A 17,844-nucleotide genomic window follows, 5' to 3' on the forward strand; every position below is an offset into this window, starting at 1 on the left:
TATATAACGCATTTTTCATTAATATTCAATATATGCCATCATTCGCCTGTAACTGTCAAATTACGCACCCATTTTTCTTTGCGCAAAAGATGCCTCGCTATTAAAACCTTTAGAACGTCGGTGAGTTTAAGAATCGCGAACATCGGCACGGGGGCAAGATTTGTAAATAGCGAAAGAAGAACGGAACCCGGCGCGAAAAGTAATGTATTGACGGATATGTCCGTATACATTCCCATTGCGGTGTCTCCTCCGGCGCGTGAAACAGCAAATTGAACGTTCAAATAACACCATAACGGCAAATAAGCAAGAATGACAAAAACAAGCCCAAGGCAGTTTGCTCTCGCCTCTACGCTCAGGTTGTGAAACACAAGCGGAACCAACGCGGAAGTTATGAAAAATCCCGGCACCGCAAAAAACAGCCCAGCCGCCGCCCCGCCCCATTTAAGCCACTTGGCGCGATCCCGCGCTTCGTCAAGTTTACCGCCGCCAAGCGCCCCTCCGACAAAAACGTATGACACCGTCCACAATCCCCCTAACACTAGAAAGAAAATATTCGCTATAGTCCAACCGGCGGACATTCCGGCGACAACTTCCGCGCCGCCTCTCCTGTTGTACATTGCGATCATCAATGTTTCAGATACAATCCACGATATTTCAGAGGCGAATATCATGGCGGATTTGCCGAATATTTCGACTATAAATTTTTTCTTTATAATAAAAAGCCTTTTAAGATTCGCGAAAAAGGGCGCGTTGGAAACCGCAGCGTAAATAATAAAAGCAGTGACCTCGACAAATCGCGCTATGATTGTAGCGTAAGCCGCGCCTTTAACTTCTAAGCGCGGAGAGCCGAGATTACCGTAAATTAAAATCCAGTTTCCGACAGTATTAATCACGGTAGTAGACGCGGAAATAATCAGCGGTATTTTAGGCTTCGCTATTTCACGGAAACTTGTCGCGATAGCAATTGATATTGCCATTGGAATAAATGACCATGACACGATCCGCAGGTAATCGGAGCCGACTGTAACAATTTCCGCCTGCGCTGTATTGTTCGTTGTAAGAATGCCAAGCAAAAAATGTGGAATAACGCGGCAAACCGCAAAATAAAGGATAGCGACGCAAACGCCAAACAGCAATTTAAAACTGTAAGCGTTCTTCATTCCTTCGCGGTCATTCGCGCCGTTAAATTGCGCTATGTAAATGCCTCCAGCCTGGCATATCGTATTTACAATTACAAAGAAAACAAAAACAAGATGATTGGTAACATTGACGGAAGCCATGCTGACATCACCTAACCCGGCAACCATAAAGTTGTCGATTAGCGAGACCATGCTCATAATTAACTGTTGAAGCATAACGGGCAGGGCGATTGCCAACGCTTCTTTGTAAAACGACCAGGGGCCTAATCGTGATTTTAAAATGTTAAGCCCGAACATGGCTGTACTCCTTTAAGTAGTTTTATTCCAAAGACTTATCCCAAAAACCTCACACAAAGAACACAAAGGTACAAAGATCACAAAGAGGGGAAAGGGGTTGTTGTCCGTTATCTTATCGTAATGTCCGTTATCTTAATTCCAAACGGCAAAAAGAAAGACATTAAAATTTTTTATCTCTATTTGGTCTCCGACTTTATAATGTGTTCCCGAATAGTCCTGTCTGGTATTCCAACCGTCAAATTCATGTCCATTTTTTCTCAGGTTATTTTTATCAAGAACAATTGCATATTCTCCTGACGTGTACTCGTTTCTGTCAGTAGGCGGGTATCCTGATCCTTCCGATGGAGCAAAATTGGCGTAATAATTTACGTGATATTTTCCAGCCAGTTCCCCGCAGGCAAACAATAAAAAAACGACGATAAAAACAATTAATAGTTTTTTCATTTTTTTACCTCCAATATTTGAATTTATGACTTTTTTTAAAATTATGTCAAGTGGATTATATGTTAAAATTTCTCACTAAGAACACAAAGGAAGAGAAGATCACAAAGAAGAGGAAGAGGGGGTTTTTGTCCGAAATCTTATCGTAAAGTCCACGCTTAGATTTCGGACAATAAACCTTTATTCCCCCTTTGTGATCTTTGTCCCTTCGTGATCTGCGCACTGGCGGCAGCCTAAAGGCCGCCTTGCCTTAATTACAGACAGCGGCATTTATTGGTGCTACGCTATGCGGCATTATTGATCCACACGGCTACGCCGTGCATTTATTGAGCGTGTGAGAAATTTATGGTAAAATGTAATATGGAAAAAATACAAGTTATTTTGGGAGACATTACCCGGCAAGCGGTTGACGCTATCGTCAATGCCGCTAATGAATCATTGCTTGGCGGAGGGGGCGTGGACGGCGCAATCCATTCCGCGGCAGGCAGAGAATTAGAATTGGCTTGCCGAAAAATCCATGAGGAAAAAGGCGGATGTAAAACAGGCGACGCTGTTATTACAACCGGAGGTAATTTACCGGCGAAATTTGTTATTCATACTGTTGGCCCCGTTTGGCATGGCGGGAAACAACACGAGGCTGAATTGTTATCAAGCGCGTATTTGAGTTCTTTACGGTTGGCAGCCGAGAATGGGATTAAGACTGTCGCTTTCCCGAATATTAGCACGGGAATATTCGGTTTTCCAAAAGAGCAAGCTGCTAAAATTGCCGTTTCTGTTGTAGCGGATTTTCTTAACAATAATAAAACATCTGTTGAGAGTGTTATTTTTGTTTGCTTTGAGCGGGAGAATTTTGAGATTTATAAGAAGATTGTTTTGAATGGATGAGAATATTTAAAACCCAATTCAGAGGGGACTTTTATTGATTTTCTTATTTGATATTTGCGCCATTAGCTATTTTGGATAGTTTCAGCAAAGCGTTCATCAAGCGGCAATTTATCTTTGGATGTAAGATTTAATATTTTAGCTTTTTGTAATTTATCAAAAGGTGTACCAAATAACCATACATACGCAAATTTATCATCACGTTTATATATTATTGTTATTGCCCTTGTTCGATCACCCTTAATGTTAATATCAAGAATTATTTGACACCATCCGCTTGTGCAAGGATAACTTTTACAATTAGTTGTCCAGTCGGCATTTATAGATGTATTTCTTTTGGGATCTTTGGGGATCTTTGGGGTAGATTTTATAAGTACATAACCCATTTTTCTCTGCAAGAATAACTTGGTCTCTTACCGAGTTAAAATTATAATAAGTACTCTTCACAATGCTTCAACTCTTGATGCATAAATTTTTGATAAATGAGCAAAATAAAAGAACTTTTGAATCATATCTGAATAGTATTGTTCGGCAAGTAATTTATTATGTTCATTTATTCTTTTTTTACTATTAATTTCATTAAACCTATGCTCTTCTGCTTGGTAATATGAGACAAATGCAATATTCTCAGGTAAAAGCCTAGCTTTTCTTTCATCTCGAAGTACATTATAGGCTTTTTCTCTGCCAAAGTCTTGTATTGCCAAATCTATATAGTGATTTAATGAACTTGTAAGCTCATTAAGTGCCTCATTAATAGTCGTTCCTCTTGCCTCAACCTCTAAATCAACGCAAACAGCATGATATGGTAAATTTAAAAAATCATCTTCTTCGTGGATAATGATGTATTTAAGTTCTGGAAGAGCGACTGGTTCAAATCTATTCGGCCGAATTCTGATCTTGCCAAATAATTCAACTTTTCCACAAACAGTTTCGCAACACATAATAATTATCCTTCTCTTGGTTAATTTATAATTTTTAAATATCAATAATTTCAAGCTATTAATTATTATATACCAATTATGACATTATGTCCAGTATAAAAAATACAAAAACAGAAAATTATTAGCCTCATTTAGTCAGGGGTGCAACCTACAAGAATTTGTTGATATGCCGGTTGCCGGACATTCGGAAGAGTTCACACAAAGAGTACAAAGGAAGAGAAGATCACGAAGAAGAGGGGGAAGAAGGGATTTTTGTCCGAAGGCTAGGTGTGGGACAATGGTACGCAATTCTTAATACAGCTCAGATAATATTTTTTGTATTTTAGCGATTTTTTCTTTGTCTGTAATAAATTCTATTTCAACACTTGGGCCGGTATTGCTGCCATTTAGAAGCATAACAAATTGATCGTACTCTTTACCATCTTTCTCTTTATAATAATAACCAACCTCTGTTACATCTTCAAAATTAATCAAACTTTTGTCGAATTTGGCTTGAATATCACTTTTTTTTACAAAGTTATTTTTCTTCTTCATTTCTTTATAAAACAAATCGTTAATAATTTCAGTCATTTTACGAGAAATCGTAGTATTATTATATACTTGATCTAAATAATCATCGATAGTCTTTATATTGTTATTAATCGTTTCATTAAATTGTTTTTTATCATATTGTAAATAATTAAAATTTTCTTTTAGTTCTTCACCAAGTTTTTTTTCTATATCTTTACCAAATTCTTTTTTCAATTTACTAATCTTTGCAATTAATGTAATTAACCATCTCACTGCAACATCATCGCTTTTTTCTGAGTACAAAAGATCAAGGTATATCATTTTTACAGTGTTATCTTTCCAACTATCACCATTATAATCTTGATAATATGTAACCCTTTCATATAGTTCTGCTTTTTCCTTGCAGAAATCAATATATTGTGTTAATATTTCATCTTTTTCTTTTGGAACATACCACAAAGGCAGCAGTAATCCATTTATTATTTTTACTTTGTATCCTATACCAAGAAAACTTTTGATTACTTCATAATATGTATCAATTGGAAAATAATATTTCCTATTTTTACCATTATTGGAATAAGATTCTATAAGTTTATTGAAAAAGATATTATGAGCAATGTTATAAAAATTTCCCCCGTCATTTAGTTGAAATATGTTAAAAAGATTAGTGGAATTACAAAAAATATTTTTGTATTTATCTTCAATCTTTTCTATTGATACTTCGGCAGCTGATTCAATTGTTTGGCGTAGATAATGATTTTTTTGACGTTGATAATGATCAAAAACAGCGTTTATTATAACTACTGCTACAGCTTGCAAAATATAACCTATAATTTGTATTGGTTTTGGTAAAAAATATGATATGCCTCCAATTACGGCTACTATTATAGCAGTAATTACTCCCCATCTGTTTTCTGGAGCAAATATTTTTCCAAAAAAATTAGCGACATTTTTGATATTTCCTTTTTCCTTCTTTTTTTCTTTTCCCATTTTTATTTCTCCTTTTAAAAAATATTATGCAACCTCAAGACTCCCCCAAAAAAGCGCAATGCCGCTCCTCTGCGACACTGCGCTTCCCTCCCCCTAAATCTTCGTCCACGTACTGCTGTAGACGCTCACAGTCTGCTTCGTATACGTTCCTATGCCACCAGCAAGGTACTTATCCCGCAAGTCAGTGTTAAAAGCATTAGTGTTAAAATTTGCCGAAGTAATCGTCCCTTGAAACGTTACGCTCGTCAGTCCGCTGCAACCGGAGAACGCTTGATAGCCGATGCTCGTCACGCTGTCGGGTATCGTTACGCTCGTCAGTCCGCTGCAACCGCAGAACGCCTCATAGCCGATGCTCGTCACGCTGTCAGGTATCGTTACGTTCGTCAGTCCGCTGCAATAGAAGAACGCACCCTCGCCGATGCTCGTCACGCTGTCGGGTATAATGCTGGTTCTAATGCCCAGTATTAAGTTATTGTCGCTTATTCGTATTAGGCAGTTCCCTTCACTTCGGTATACCGTATTGCCACTTGCTACAGTGATACTCGTCAGGCCAGTGCAACCGGAGAACGCATAATTGCCGATGCTCGTCACGCTGTCGGGTATCGTTACGTTCGTCAGGCCGCTGCAATCTAAGAACGCCTGTAGACCGATGCTCGTCACGCCGTTCCCTATCGTTACGCTCGTCAGTCCGCTGCAACCGCAGAACGCCTTATCGCCGATGCTCGTCACGCTGTCAGGTATCGTTACGCTCGTCAGACCGCAACCGTAGAACGCCTCATAGCCGATGCTCGTCACACCGTTCCCTATCGTTACGCTCGTCAGACCGCTGCAATAGGAGAACGCATAACGGCCGATGCTCACCACGCTGTCCGGTATCGTTACGCTCGTCAGACCACTGCAATGGTAGAACGCAGTATTGTCGATGCTCACCACGCTGTCCGGTATAATGCTGGTTCTAATGCCCAGTATTAAGTTATTGCCGCTTATTCGTATTACGCAGTTTCCTTCACTTCGGTATACCGTATTGCCACTTGCTACAGTGATACTCGCCAGGCCGCTGCAATAGTAGAACGCATAACTGCCGATGCTCGTCACGCCGTTCCCTATCGTTACGCTCGTCAGACCGCTGCAATATTGGAACGCATAATAGCCGATGCTCGTCACGCCGTTCCCTATCGTTACGCTCGTCAGACCGCTGCAATATTGGAACGCATTACTGCCGATGCTCACCACGCTGTCCGGTATCGTTACGCTCGTCAGTCCGCTGCAACCGGAGAACGCGTAACTGCCGATGCTAGTCACGCTGTCCGGTATCGTTACGCTCGTCAGTCCGCTGCAACCGGAGAACGCAGAATCGCCTATGCTCGTCACGCTGTCGGGTATAATGCTGGTTCTAATGCCCAGTATTAACTTATTGTCGCTTATTTGTATTACGCAGTTTCCTTCGCTTCGGTATACCGTATTGCTGCTTGTTACAGTGATGCTCGTCAGGCCAGTGCAACCGGAGAACGCATAATTGCCGATACTAGTCACGCTGTCCGGTATTGTTATGCCTGTAAGTGTGGGAGTTTCTGTATCTGTATCTGTATAGAAAGCAGCATTTGGAATGTAGTTTATTGTACTTCCTGAAAGGTCAAGGTAGATGTATTTTGACGCTCTGTCAAGCGTTGTTTTTAATGTTGAAATATCATCCACGTTCAGCGCAACAATGTAGGGATTGTCGGCAGTATTGGCAGGTATGCTTTGTAAATATGTTTCCAAATCGGCAATGCTTGTAAAGGTTGGAGTAAGGATGCTCAAATTATCGCTATTACACGTCATATTGCCGTACTTTATTTTAATAGGCTGTCCATTGTGCTCGTAATATTTCAACATATCACCCTGCGCGGGATCGGTAGTTATGCTTTTAATCGGTAGATTTTCGGCAATCACTTCTACTCTCGTACCATCATCGTATGTCAGTGTTACTACAAGTCCCGCTAAATCAAGCGCGTCTACATACGTGTAGATTAGTTTATCAGGCTGTGTTTTAATCACGATACTGTTCACCAATTTTGAGTCCGTCGGCGGAAATATCGCGGTAATAACGCCGGAATCAGCGGCGTTACTTACCGATGTCGCCCCCACAACCGTAAAAAAGTTAGCGGCTACTCCTTTCAGGGTAAAGCCGTCTTTTGCTGTAAGCGTAATGATTGCCGTATATGAAGTTAAAGCGCCAAAAGTGGAAGGATTGTCGTTCCATGTTACGGTTCCTCTGTACTGCTCATTTTCGGTAATGGCTGTAATCGGAGTTAAGCCATAAGCCGGAACTATAACGCCTTTTATGGCAGCTATGTTAATAACAGTACGAGGCGGCGTAGGCACAGGAGACATTTTAGTCTCTTCACAAGCTATCAGCGCGAAAATCAACATTGCAGTAAATGCCGCAATACCTAACCTTTTAATCGTAATTTTCATAAAAACACCCCTTTTTTTCAAATTTAGAGATTTGACAGGCAGATACACTCGTATAGTAATCTCTGCATTAAAATAAAATTATACAATAATTACTATATTACGTCAAGTATTTACGGTAATTACCATATCAGTATATAGCATGGAGTGGATTTTTAGAAAAACATTGAGGGAAGAACTGGATTATCAAGGTTTGACAGTTAAGGAACTCGCCTTAAAATCCTCTGTAGCCAAAGGAGCGCTGGACAGTTATCTTGGCAAACAGGCTTCCATGCCCCCCGCTGATGTCGCCGCCAGAATCGCCTCGGCGCTTGGCGTAACTGTAGAATATCTTGTAAGCGGCGAAGACAGCGGCAGCAAAAAAAATCAGGTTTTTATATCCAACCCCAAAAAACGCTCAGTATTAAAAATATTCGACGAACTTCCGCCCGAAGATCAAAAACTAACGCTCGACTTTGTAAAAGTGTTAAAGAAAAATAGGGATGAGAAAGAAGATTAGGCTTTTTCCTGCTATTAGTATATATATTGTTCCATTGATTTTTTTGATTTATAATCTTATTATAAATATAAACGGAAGGGATGCCCAAATAGGAGGTTTTATGCCGCTAATATCGCAATTTTATGGGATATTGATTTATATTTATAAAGAATTGGGCAGCAAACACCATATACCGCATTTCCATGCCAAATATGCCGAATTTGAGGGAGTGTTTGACTTCAAGGCTAATCTCATTGATGGCGAATTGCCGCTTAAACAAAGAAAGCTTGTAGAAGCTTGGGCTATGCTCCATGAAGATGAATTAAATGCAGCTTGGATTGCATGGAGTGAAAGCGGAGAAATAATTAAGATCGAAGGGTTGAGGTAATATTTATGATACGTCCGAAGGCTATAGATGTAAAACCTTGTGCGGATTACTGTTTGCTTGTTACATTTAACAATAATGAAAAACGTTTGTTTGATGTTAAACCTTATCTTGATTTTAAACCTTTCAGCGAGTTGAAAAACATTACATTGTTCAATACCGCAAAACCTGCAGGATTAAGCATTGAATGGCTTCACGGACAAGATATTTGCCCGGACGAGCTTTATTATAATAGCGTGCCTGTACAGTAATTAAAAAATTATTCAGCAGATGTAACATTATGTCAAGATAACTATTTCCTATTTTTACAAAGCTGATTTTATCAATGCCCAAAAAAAGGATATTTCCCTCAATTTACAAAAACCATTTAAACCGTTACATTCAATATATGAGCGAATATATAATCAACGGCGGAGTCCCGCTGAATGGGACAATCAAGGTCAGCGGCAACAAGAACGCAGCCCTGCCCTGCATTGCGGCGGCGCTTTTAACCGATGAGCCTGTCACCCTGCGCAATATTCCAGACATCGAAGACGTGCGGGTAATGCTCGACGTGTTCACCGCTTTGGGAGGCGAAGTGCAAACGCCGCAGCCAAATGTTTTTACGCTTTCCCTGCGCGATATTAAACAGGCGGAAATACCGCAGGAAGACGCGAAAAAAATCAGAGCGTCGATACTTTTCGCTGGACCGCTCCTCGCGCGGACTGGAAAAGTTATTCTTCCGCCGCCTGGCGGCGACGTTATCGGAAGAAGAAGGCTTGACACGCACTTTTTGGCGCTTACGGAATTGGGAGCGAAGGTAAAGGTGGGCGATAATTTTACTTTTACCGCGAAACACTTAACAGGCGCGGATATTTTTCTTGACGAAGCGTCTGTTACCGCTACGGAAAACGCTATTATGGCGGCAGTTCTAGCAAAGGGAAAAACAATTTTGACTAACGCCGCAAGCGAACCTCACGTGCAGGACCTATGCAGAATGTTAGTTGAAATGGGCGCTCAAATCGAGGGAATCGGCTCCAACATACTTACAATTACCGGAGTGGATAAACTTTCAGGCTGTGATTTTGAAATTGGCTCCGACTTTATGGAAGTCGGCTCCTTTATCGGTCTTGCCGCCGTAACGGGAGGCGACCTGCATATAGAGGGAGCGCGTCCCCAGGAAATGCGCCCCGCAAAAATAGCGTTCGGAAAATTGGGCATCGTATGGGCGCATGAGGAAAATATCATCCATGTGCCAAAAAACCAAAGCATGGAAGTAAACCACGACTTCGGCGGCATGATTCCAAAAATAGACGACGCCCCCTGGCCGGGATTCCCCCCCGATCTTATCAGCATAATAATCGTTGTCGCCACCCAGATAAAAGGCACGGTGCTGGTTCACGAAAAAATGTACGAGTCGCGTATGTTCTTCGTAGACAAACTTATCGGCATGGGCGCGAGAATCGTGTTATGCGATCCGCACCGCGCCGTCATTTCGGGGCCGACAAAACTTCATGGCTCAGAGCTTATAAGCCCCGACGTGCGCGCCGGAATGTCCATGCTGATTGCCGCCATGTGCGCCGAAGGAAAAAGCGTTATACGCAATGTCTACCAAATTGAACGCGGCTATGAGCATTTGGCGGAAAGGCTTTCCGCCCTCGGCGCGGACATTACAAGGACTGAGTAAAGACTTAATATTGAAGGATAGCATATAGCCTTCGGACAAGAACCCCTCTTCCCTCTTTGTCCTTTTGTATTCTGTGTGAGAAGTTTTTTCGGTATCCACTTGTAAAAAACAATAAAAAACTTCATTATGTATATATAACGTGAACATTTTTACGAAGTTACGAGATAATCTATTTCCCCGCCGAAAAGATAAGGTAACCTTATCTTTTAAGGAAACATTTTCGTTAATAAAGATTTACGCGCTTGGCAAGATAAAGCCGCAGTTTAAAGCGGTGTTAATGGTAAGCGTCTTTCTGGCGGCTGTTCAATATTTTGTGCTGGAAACGCCTCTTAAAAACGCGTTTTCTGTAGTTATCTGCGTAGCTGCTGCGATTTTGGGGCTGTCATTTTTCCTTGAGGGGCTTTTTTTAGGGATCATGCCGCTTGGAGAACAATGCGGAATGAGGTTGCCGTCAAAGATAGGAGTTGCGGGGGTTACCGTTTTCTCAATCATTGTGGGAATTACAGCGACGCTGGCGGAACCTGCCGTCGCCGTGTTGCAAAAACAGGGCAGCGTTATCCCCGCATGGAACGCGCCGCTTTTGTACCTTCTTTTAAACCGAGGCACGTCGTGGCTGGTTGCCGCCATCGCTATCGGGGTGGGGCTTTCCGTAGTACTGGGCGTTTACCGCTTCATGTTCGGTTGGGCTTTTAAGCCGCCTGTATTTATTATTATTCCGTCTATCCTTGTTGTTAGCTGCATATTCGATGAAAATCCGATTCTGCGCCCGCTTGTAAATCTTGCTTGGGATACCGGAGGCGCGGCGACTGGCGCGGTTACAGTGCCGATTATCCTAGCTCTTGGTTTGGGCGTGGTTAAAATTGGCGGCAAAAATTCCAACGCTTCAGGGCTTGGCCTTGTAACGCTCGCGTCCGCCCTGCCTGTGGCAAGCGTCCTTTTTCTGGCCGCCATGCTCGGTCCCAAGGTTCCGGCTCCAAGTGACGCGTCGTCTTTCTTTTCCTCTGAACCGGAACAGCGGGCAAAGGCGGTCTATGTGGCGGGCAGCGATAGTGAGCTATATAACATTGCGTTAGAGGCGGTTTACGCAGGAGATCTCTCAGCCGAAGAATTTGACATTTGTTTTTCCGGACAACAGTTAGGTGAAGACAGGGAAGATGAAGCGATTTCGTTGTTCGCTCCAAAAGCGTTTTTTGGATACGCCAAATCAGCCATTCTTTCGGTGCTGCCCCTTGCGTTAGTCCTGATCATCGCCATTGGTTTAATCGCACGCGACAGAATTTTTAACGCCGATATTGTCGTGCTTGGAATATTATTCGCCACTTTGGGAATGTTCGCGCTTAATCTGGGTATGACGGGCGGCATTACGGTTCTAAGTTCTCAGGCGGGAAATTCCCTTAAACAGACTTACACGGAAACGCTCTATGAAAACAAAACCGTAACGGTACGCGGCGTCGATACCAATTCGCTCATTACAGTACCGGGGGAAAACGGAGCGGAAACCTATATCTGGGTGCAGGGGAGAAACGGGCCAACCCTTGAAAAATTTGTTCCCCAACGGCTTTCAGGCGACAGTTATACCCACATTCCTATTAAAGACGCGATGTCTTCAAGATTTGGTATTATTGGCGCGTATTTTGTAATACTTGTCATAGTTTTCTTTCTGGGATTTTTTGCGATTTTTGCGGAACCAGGGCTTGCGGTCACTGCCGTTACCGTAGAAGAGATGACAACCGGCACATTTAGGCGTTCAAAATTGATAAAAATCGCGGCTATAGGCGTAGGCGGCGGCATGGTGATTGGTTTCGCGCGGGTACTGTTCAGTAATATGTTGCCTGTAGGAGGCATCCATCTTTCGTGGATTCTGGCTCCTTGCTATGCTTTTGCCCTAATCCTGACAATATTCGCGCCAGAAGATTTTTCTTCGATAGCGTGGGATGTAGCCGGCATTGCCACCGGCCCCATCTCAGTTCCCATCATTATAACTACGGGCCTTGGACTCGGACGCGATTCATTGCGCGCGGACGGCGCTTTCGGCATTGTGGCTACGGCGAGCGTTTTCCCGATTATTGTAATTCTTATATCGGGTATTATTGATAAGGCAAGATCGAAACGCATATTAAATAATATGTAGGGAGAATTATGGAAACTTTTATTTCCTGTATCATTTGTATTGCCGACATGAATATAGTCCCCGCTCTGGATCAGGTGCTTACTGAGCTTGCTCTTCCCGAAGTTTTTATCCAGCGCGCCAAACAAACATTTCTTCAGGACAAACGCGATTTACTTGGATTGCGCTCCGTTACTAAACTTGATGAAAGCCGCGCGTTGATTTACAGAATTTACGTTCCAGCGATGTACGAAGAAAGCGTTATGCGCCGTATTATTGAGGCGACTGATCTTGGCATGGGCGGACGCGGCAGTATTTTTTCCCAGCATATCGACCTTCTAAGGGGTACGCCTTTTTCTTTTGACATGGAAAAACTTAATAAGCTCTGTAAAAAAACGGACGAGCTTTCTCATGAGGAACACGCCCTTATCACTTGTACGGTTTCAAGGGGGTCAGGAGACGCGTTGGCTCAGGTGATATTGGAACTTGGTATAGGAGTGCCAGTTGTTTTTTTCGGTACAGGCGCGGGATTGAGGGACAGATTAGGGCTTATGAGGATAACCATTCCGGTAGAAAAAGAAATCATCTGGTTTCTTGTTTCCCGTTCCGATGCGGAACTGGTGGAAAAAAGCATAATTCCACGCGCCAGTCTTGACGTTCCCGGCAATGGTTTTTTGTACCGGTGCTTTGTTCACGCGCCAGTTGTAAACTTAAGGATTAGGCACAGAGAGCGCCTTCATGCCGCGACTATGGAACAGGTTATTGCCGCGCTTGACGAGGTTCGCGGTTCAAACGATTGGCGCCGTTTTGGAGCGCGTAAACACGAGTACAAGAGCGGTGAAAAAAAATCCGTTAGCACAAAAGGGCTTTTTTTTATCGGCAATGAGGAAGAAATTGAATTATTCCGTAAAGAGGCAATAGAAAACGGCGCTCGCGGCGCGACATTTAATCCTGTTGAGATGCGTTCATTCATGGCTGCGCATGAAAAAGCCATGAAATCAAACTCCCGCCACCTCTGCGACATTATCGCCACTCCGGAAACTGAAGAAAAAATCCGCGCTTCCGCCGTTAAAAGCGGCCTTTTTAACAAAGGTAAAACCTGCGTACTTAAAACTTTCAATGTGGAAATGCCGACTATTATCAATAAAAAATAGGCGTTTAATTTATTTTTAGCGCTTCGGTGAAACGTTCCTGTCTGCTGGGGCTGGTATCCGCGACAGTGAATCTGCCAAGCGCTTTTTCAGCATAATAAATGCGTTGTCCGGGGGCAGGGTGAGTTTTGCTAAGGCCTAAACCAATTCTATGTACGGCTTTCAATTCATTGAGCATATCAATAAGACCCGACGGCTGATAACCGGCGGCGGCCATGAAGCACATCGCCGCAATGTCGGCTTCATATTCCTGTTCTCTTGAATAGCCGCTGTTTACCATTGTCTGCATTATTTCACCGACAGATTCATCTAACGCTTCGGCAAATTCATTGGCATCCATGCCCGTTAGCGCCCCAACTCCGGCGGTAGCGGTTATTAAAAACGCCTGAGTAACACGGCTTGTTTTAATTGCTTTAAGGCTGTGCTTCAATTGATTGTGTGCGACTTCATGTGCGACGACTGCGGCAAGAGCATCTTCTGTTTGGGCGATTTTAATGAGGCCGCGCGTTAAAAAGATATGTCCGCCTGAAGTGGTAAAAGCGTTAATGTCATTGCTGTCAAGTATGGCGACATGGTAGCCGTTGAAAATATTAGGCTCAGGGGAATTTATAACGATAGCGCCGCAAATATAGTTAAGATACGCGGTAAGTGCTGGACTTTTATCCCAAATTTTGTAATTGGAGAGAATATTGGCGGCTACCGCGCGTCCGATAAAATACTCCTGTTCGGGAGTCGCGTTTTCCGCCGCAGAGCCAAAAGCTCTCGCAGAAAGGCTGATCATGTCTGCCGTACCATGATCGATAATATCAGCGTTTGCCGCCGCCTGCGCGAGTGAGTCTATATGCTTGCATGTAGCGGTTATGAAAAAAATCATAACCACTAAAGCAAGCATAATTTTTTTATTCATGACTATTTTCCGGCTGACAGATGGCCTTCTTGAATAAAGCGCATAAGAACGGTTTCATCCGCAGTTATCGCCTCTATTTTGTCCACATCGGCAAAGTCAACCTCTCCCTGCGTACTGTAGGAGTTTTCAATATCCTGATTAAAACCTTTTCCCGCAAGTGCGACTTCTTTTGCCGACGTTGTTGACGCGCTTCCGACAACAATTTTCTTTGCGGAAAAATTTGCCGATGGCGCCCAACCGATTAATGAGGGATCCGTGGCGCTCTTAACTTCCACAGATTTTTCATTTACCTGCGTCACTGTAACCTTGTCACCGTAACTTAAGGTTGCCACTTTTTTCCCGGCCAATGATTTCAAGTCTAAGGTTTTGACCGCCACATACAATGTTCCGTTGGGGCCAACTTGAGCTGCCGCGAAACCCGCGATAAAGAACGCTAAACAAACTACGATTAAAATCTTTTTCATTTTAATACCTCCGTATATAATATTAAAATTTTCTTATTGGACGTATCCTAATAGTAAAATCTTTAGGAACTGCATCAACTTTTTCAACTTCGCCGTTTAATTTACTTTCAAAACTTTTATGAAAAATAACCGGCGTCCATGTTTTCGGATCCCATGAATTTGGCGCGCTTGGATCGTAATGCGATGTTTTATTTGCCGACAAATAATAATAGTCAGGTGAAAATCTGGTTAATCCGTATGAAAAACACTCAAGTAATTTTTTCATATCGGCTTCATCCGGTATTTCCCAGTTGTAAGCGTACCAATCATCGGATTGCTCTATGCATAATTTCACCGCTTTTTCTAAACTGTCAAGCCCTGTATCCTTTAATTCGCCAATATCAAACGGAGAACATTCTTTATAACGCCATCCGCCTTTATAGTTACCCTTGTCATAGTACACATATCCGCCGCCGGGTCCGATAACGTTGGCGATTTCCAGCGCACAGGCGCTTAACAGTAAAATTACAGGAAAAATAATTAAAGCTGCTTTTCTCATTTGTTATTCCTCCTAATAAATACGGTAATTAATACCCAATAACAGGCGGTGATTAACGCCTATTAAATTTTTCATGTCCATTGTAGAACGCCCGGCGTACCCAGCTTTGAACAATACATGGCCGCTTCCTATATAAAAACCGCTCGCCACATCAAGAGTAGGAGTTTGTACCGTAGCGACGCTGCGTTCCGTGGAATTCCTGACAAAATCGTATTCCGCGTTCATAATTCCCAATCCAAAACCCAAATACCATCCTCCGCCTTCACGGGGTTTGCCGTAAGAATCAAACGTCCTTTTACCATAGGGTAAAAATAAATTAATGCGGGCATAAAAATAATTAGATGAGTATTCAACTCCGCCAATATCCACATTCTCGCCCGCCATTCCGTTAACAGACCCAAATTCGTAGCCTAAATCAATAAAAGAATACGGTAACGGCGCAATGGTTGCGTTAACATTAAAAATCAACAGAGGGGTAGCGAAAGACGAGCCTAAATTAAGCCCGATACTCCAAAACTTTTTTCCCTCCATGGAAAAGAATTCTTCGCGTTCTGAGCCTGAAGCCGGAACGGAAACCATGAGGATCATTACCGTTATTAATAATACGGTCACTTTTTTCTTCAAAACAAAAACCCCCTAAATAAAATTACTGAAACGGAATACCGTTACAGATCATTAGCATTTTTAAATTCGTAACTAACAACGCCATTCTTAACCTTGACAAGCATATAGGCCTGCGTACTCTTATAATCTTCTATGCTGATATATTTAACGTCTCCAAATTCCTTTTCCACCCGCTCGTGCGAATGTCCTGTTAACAACATTTTACATTTATCGTTATTATTGCGCAATAAGGCCATGATTCGCGCCCTTTCAGCCGGGTCGTATATCTGCTGAATCTTTATTTTGTCCTGAACAAAGAAATCAGAATGTGTTAAAACAAAAACCGTTCCCTCTACGGTTTTTAGTTCTCTTTCAAGCCAGTCAATCTGACTTTTTCCGATATACGCGTTGGCTGAATCCAAAACAAAAAGGGTAACACTTCCTCCGTCAACCCGGTAGCGGGTCGAGCCGATCTTTTTTTTCCACACCGGCCAGTTGCAAACACCCTCGTGAGCATAAATATCGTGGTTGCCGATTACAGGGTAACAGGGAACGCTCAAGGTACTGTAAAAATTCATTACCTTTTCAATATCCTCTTCCGCGCCGTACTGGCTAATATCTCCAAGGTTAGTTATAAATTTGACATCAGGAGTTATCGCTTTTTCGATTTTCTTCAAATCTTCAATATCGCCGTTTTCGACATGACTATCTGCCATTACAATGAATGAAAATTCATCAGGACAAGTAATATTTCTTTTTTCGGCAGTCAGGTAATTGAATGTGCTCTTTTCCAATAAACGTTCATCAAGATTGTTAGATATAATAAGGCCAGGCAGATCAATGTTACATTCAATTAAAAGGCCTACGATGACAAGAGAAAGAATCAAAAATATTTTTGATGTTGATTTTACCATGTTAATTTAGCCCCTCCTTTCCAGACAACTCCGTGGGGAGTAGCTGTAAGCCCGTCTACGCCGCTTTGCCTGAATTCCAATTCATTGCTAATTGAAAAAGTGTTGTCTAACTTGATAGTAACTTTTGCCGCGAGCGCAAATGCGATAAAACTGTCTATCTGAAAATCATTGTAATTCGCAAGGCTCATTCCCACGCAGAGTTTATCGTTATTTATAAAATTGACATATAATCCCATAGGCATCATATATTCAAGCTGGGGGCCTTCGTCAAAGAAAGAAGTAAACCGCCACCCAAAGCCGACGCTTATTCCATAATACTTTGCGTCCCATGAAATAATCGGCACTATAGCATGGGAATGTGTTTCATAATCAGGTAATCCGTTGTAAACCCATGCCAATTTTACATCAAGCGGCAAATCAGCCAGAATACGGTACGTCGCGTTGGTAAACAATTTTATAATGGTTACGTCTTCAGGCAAATAGTTAATATAAATTCCTTCCTTAACCGCAACCCGTTCATTAAATTCGATTTTACCTGTCGCTGAAAAGCCGCCAACAAAATTAAAAGTCCTGTTAAAATCTGAAATTAGGAAATATTCGGTTTCCATATTTGTAATTTCAATTCCATGATCTTTTGAAGTTTCAGTATTCTGCGTATTTGGTTTTTCAATATTTTTTTCATTTGTAACTTCAGCATCCTGGGCATGAATGTTCCCAATGCAGATGAGGAATATAAAAATCATTATAATTTTTTTATTCATAATTACTAATAAATATATCGCACTAAATGGAAAATAGCAACATATACTGGATTTATATCTCAAATTCGATAAATTTCCGCTTTTTTCGCTTTATTTACCTGTTTTGTATGTTTTTTTTGAGGAAAGAGTTTAAGTGGAAAAACGTGTAAATTGCACACTAAATACCTTTGAATTCAGTGCATATTATACACTAAATTCTTTGGAATTAAGTGTAAA

At 42.1% G+C, this 17,844-nt stretch carries 19 protein-coding genes; 7 read left to right on the forward strand and 12 right to left on the reverse strand.

Going from position 1 to position 17,844, the window contains the following annotated elements; translation table 11 throughout:
- Positions 1-38 precede the first annotated feature (38 nt).
- Together ACYVRH_RS16220 and ACYVRH_RS16225 are read right to left on the reverse strand one after the other, a co-directional pair.
- Positions 39-1,436 carry an MATE family efflux transporter gene (locus ACYVRH_RS16220; protein ID WP_461257883.1) on the reverse strand — a complete coding sequence of 466 codons (1,398 nt, stop codon included), beginning with the start codon at positions 1,434-1,436 and terminating at the stop codon, positions 39-41.
- Between the two features lie 132 nt (positions 1,437-1,568).
- Positions 1,569-1,880 (reverse strand): hypothetical protein, encoded by a 312-nt coding sequence (locus ACYVRH_RS16225; RefSeq protein WP_461257884.1) that lies wholly within the window; start codon positions 1,878-1,880, stop codon positions 1,569-1,571.
- A gap of 342 nt (positions 1,881-2,222) precedes the next feature.
- On the opposite strand from ACYVRH_RS16225, the gene ACYVRH_RS16230 reads away from it, so the two are divergent.
- Entirely contained in the window at positions 2,223-2,762 is a 540-nt protein-coding gene (locus ACYVRH_RS16230) for an O-acetyl-ADP-ribose deacetylase (RefSeq protein WP_461257885.1), read from the forward strand.
- A gap of 62 nt (positions 2,763-2,824) precedes the next feature.
- On the opposite strand, the gene ACYVRH_RS16235 is transcribed toward ACYVRH_RS16230, so the two are convergent.
- The 4 genes from ACYVRH_RS16235 to ACYVRH_RS16250 all read right to left on the reverse strand — a co-directional run bounded on the left by ACYVRH_RS16235 (position 2,825) and on the right by ACYVRH_RS16250 (position 7,657).
- Positions 2,825-3,145 carry a hypothetical protein gene (locus ACYVRH_RS16235; RefSeq protein ID WP_461257886.1) on the reverse strand — a complete coding sequence of 107 codons (321 nt, stop codon included), beginning with the start codon at positions 3,143-3,145 and terminating at the stop codon, positions 2,825-2,827.
- Positions 3,146-3,202: 57 nt separating this feature from the next.
- Positions 3,203-3,700: a hypothetical protein gene (locus tag ACYVRH_RS16240; protein WP_461257887.1), complete on the reverse strand. Its 498-nt coding sequence runs from the start codon at positions 3,698-3,700 to the stop codon at positions 3,203-3,205.
- A gap of 291 nt (positions 3,701-3,991) precedes the next feature.
- On the reverse strand, positions 3,992-5,200 hold the full coding sequence (locus ACYVRH_RS16245; RefSeq protein WP_461257888.1) for a hypothetical protein: 1,209 nt from the start codon (positions 5,198-5,200) through the stop codon (positions 3,992-3,994).
- A gap of 93 nt (positions 5,201-5,293) precedes the next feature.
- Positions 5,294-7,657 carry a leucine-rich repeat domain-containing protein gene (locus ACYVRH_RS16250; RefSeq protein WP_461257889.1) on the reverse strand — a complete coding sequence of 788 codons (2,364 nt, stop codon included), beginning with the start codon at positions 7,655-7,657 and terminating at the stop codon, positions 5,294-5,296.
- Positions 7,658-7,796: 139 nt separating this feature from the next.
- On the opposite strand from ACYVRH_RS16250, the gene ACYVRH_RS16255 reads away from it, so the two are divergent.
- The 6 genes from ACYVRH_RS16255 to ACYVRH_RS16280 all read left to right on the forward strand — a co-directional run bounded on the left by ACYVRH_RS16255 (position 7,797) and on the right by ACYVRH_RS16280 (position 13,444).
- The gene (locus tag ACYVRH_RS16255; RefSeq protein ID WP_461257890.1) at positions 7,797-8,153 is read left to right on the forward strand and encodes a helix-turn-helix domain-containing protein; all 357 of its coding nucleotides are present in this window, start codon (positions 7,797-7,799) and stop codon (positions 8,151-8,153) included.
- Entirely contained in the window at positions 8,137-8,520 is a 384-nt protein-coding gene (locus ACYVRH_RS16260; RefSeq protein ID WP_461257891.1) for a DUF4160 domain-containing protein, read from the forward strand. Before ACYVRH_RS16255 ends, ACYVRH_RS16260 begins: the two co-directional genes overlap by 17 nt.
- Positions 8,521-8,525: 5 nt before the next feature.
- The gene (locus ACYVRH_RS16265) at positions 8,526-8,768 is read left to right on the forward strand and encodes a DUF2442 domain-containing protein (RefSeq protein ID WP_461257892.1); all 243 of its coding nucleotides are present in this window, start codon (positions 8,526-8,528) and stop codon (positions 8,766-8,768) included.
- A 137-nt stretch (positions 8,769-8,905) separates the two neighbouring features.
- Positions 8,906-10,183 carry a UDP-N-acetylglucosamine 1-carboxyvinyltransferase gene (murA, locus tag ACYVRH_RS16270; protein ID WP_461257992.1) on the forward strand — a complete coding sequence of 426 codons (1,278 nt, stop codon included), beginning with the start codon at positions 8,906-8,908 and terminating at the stop codon, positions 10,181-10,183.
- Between the two features lie 139 nt (positions 10,184-10,322).
- Complete coding sequence (locus ACYVRH_RS16275; protein ID WP_461257893.1) at positions 10,323-12,314, forward strand: DUF1538 family protein; 1,992 nt, start codon at positions 10,323-10,325, stop codon at positions 12,312-12,314.
- A gap of 8 nt (positions 12,315-12,322) precedes the next feature.
- The gene (locus ACYVRH_RS16280; protein ID WP_461257894.1) at positions 12,323-13,444 is read left to right on the forward strand and encodes a hypothetical protein; all 1,122 of its coding nucleotides are present in this window, start codon (positions 12,323-12,325) and stop codon (positions 13,442-13,444) included.
- A gap of 4 nt (positions 13,445-13,448) precedes the next feature.
- On the opposite strand, the gene ACYVRH_RS16285 is transcribed toward ACYVRH_RS16280, so the two are convergent.
- Genes ACYVRH_RS16285 through ACYVRH_RS16310 form a run of 6 tightly spaced genes read right to left on the reverse strand, consistent with a single transcriptional unit; the run spans position 13,449 to position 17,628 of the window.
- Positions 13,449-14,348, reverse strand: coding sequence for a M48 family metalloprotease (locus ACYVRH_RS16285; protein WP_461257895.1), 900 nt, complete (start codon positions 14,346-14,348; stop codon positions 13,449-13,451).
- 2 nt (positions 14,349-14,350) lie between these two features.
- Positions 14,351-14,812: a hypothetical protein gene (locus tag ACYVRH_RS16290; RefSeq protein WP_461257896.1), complete on the reverse strand. Its 462-nt coding sequence runs from the start codon at positions 14,810-14,812 to the stop codon at positions 14,351-14,353.
- 22 nt (positions 14,813-14,834) lie between these two features.
- Entirely contained in the window at positions 14,835-15,350 is a 516-nt protein-coding gene (locus ACYVRH_RS16295; protein WP_461257897.1) for a hypothetical protein, read from the reverse strand.
- 12 nt (positions 15,351-15,362) lie between these two features.
- The gene (locus tag ACYVRH_RS16300; protein WP_461257898.1) at positions 15,363-15,974 is read right to left on the reverse strand and encodes a hypothetical protein; all 612 of its coding nucleotides are present in this window, start codon (positions 15,972-15,974) and stop codon (positions 15,363-15,365) included.
- Between the two features lie 41 nt (positions 15,975-16,015).
- Positions 16,016-16,867, reverse strand: coding sequence for a metallophosphoesterase family protein (locus ACYVRH_RS16305; RefSeq protein WP_461257899.1), 852 nt, complete (start codon positions 16,865-16,867; stop codon positions 16,016-16,018).
- Positions 16,861-17,628, reverse strand: coding sequence for a hypothetical protein (locus tag ACYVRH_RS16310; protein ID WP_461257900.1), 768 nt, complete (start codon positions 17,626-17,628; stop codon positions 16,861-16,863). Before ACYVRH_RS16310 ends, ACYVRH_RS16305 begins: the two co-directional genes overlap by 7 nt.
- Between the last annotated feature and the right edge of the window lie 216 nt (positions 17,629-17,844).

Source organism: Treponema sp. R80B11-R83G3, from assembly GCF_054786115.1.

Bases quoted from the DNA above. Each gene is read 5' to 3' on its own strand.
- ACYVRH_RS16220 (WP_461257883.1), bottom strand. From the start codon at position 1,436: ATGTTCGGGCTTAACATTTTAAAATCACGATTAGGCCCCTGGTCGTTT.
- ACYVRH_RS16225 (WP_461257884.1), bottom strand. From the start codon at position 1,880: ATGAAAAAACTATTAATTGTTTTTATCGTCGTTTTTTTATTGTTTGCC.
- ACYVRH_RS16230 (WP_461257885.1), top strand. From the start codon at position 2,223: ATGGTAAAATGTAATATGGAAAAAATACAAGTTATTTTGGGAGACATT.
- ACYVRH_RS16235 (WP_461257886.1), bottom strand. From the start codon at position 3,145: ATGGGTTATGTACTTATAAAATCTACCCCAAAGATCCCCAAAGATCCC.
- ACYVRH_RS16240 (WP_461257887.1), bottom strand. From the start codon at position 3,700: ATGTGTTGCGAAACTGTTTGTGGAAAAGTTGAATTATTTGGCAAGATC.
- ACYVRH_RS16245 (WP_461257888.1), bottom strand. From the start codon at position 5,200: ATGGGAAAAGAAAAAAAGAAGGAAAAAGGAAATATCAAAAATGTCGCT.
- ACYVRH_RS16250 (WP_461257889.1), bottom strand. From the start codon at position 7,657: ATGAAAATTACGATTAAAAGGTTAGGTATTGCGGCATTTACTGCAATG.
- ACYVRH_RS16255 (WP_461257890.1), top strand. From the start codon at position 7,797: ATGGAGTGGATTTTTAGAAAAACATTGAGGGAAGAACTGGATTATCAA.
- ACYVRH_RS16260 (WP_461257891.1), top strand. From the start codon at position 8,137: ATGAGAAAGAAGATTAGGCTTTTTCCTGCTATTAGTATATATATTGTT.
- ACYVRH_RS16265 (WP_461257892.1), top strand. From the start codon at position 8,526: ATGATACGTCCGAAGGCTATAGATGTAAAACCTTGTGCGGATTACTGT.
- murA (WP_461257992.1), top strand. From the start codon at position 8,906: ATGAGCGAATATATAATCAACGGCGGAGTCCCGCTGAATGGGACAATC.
- ACYVRH_RS16280 (WP_461257894.1), top strand. From the start codon at position 12,323: ATGGAAACTTTTATTTCCTGTATCATTTGTATTGCCGACATGAATATA.
- ACYVRH_RS16285 (WP_461257895.1), bottom strand. From the start codon at position 14,348: ATGAATAAAAAAATTATGCTTGCTTTAGTGGTTATGATTTTTTTCATA.
- ACYVRH_RS16290 (WP_461257896.1), bottom strand. From the start codon at position 14,812: ATGAAAAAGATTTTAATCGTAGTTTGTTTAGCGTTCTTTATCGCGGGT.
- ACYVRH_RS16295 (WP_461257897.1), bottom strand. From the start codon at position 15,350: ATGAGAAAAGCAGCTTTAATTATTTTTCCTGTAATTTTACTGTTAAGC.
- ACYVRH_RS16305 (WP_461257899.1), bottom strand. From the start codon at position 16,867: ATGGTAAAATCAACATCAAAAATATTTTTGATTCTTTCTCTTGTCATC.
- ACYVRH_RS16310 (WP_461257900.1), bottom strand. From the start codon at position 17,628: ATGAATAAAAAAATTATAATGATTTTTATATTCCTCATCTGCATTGGG.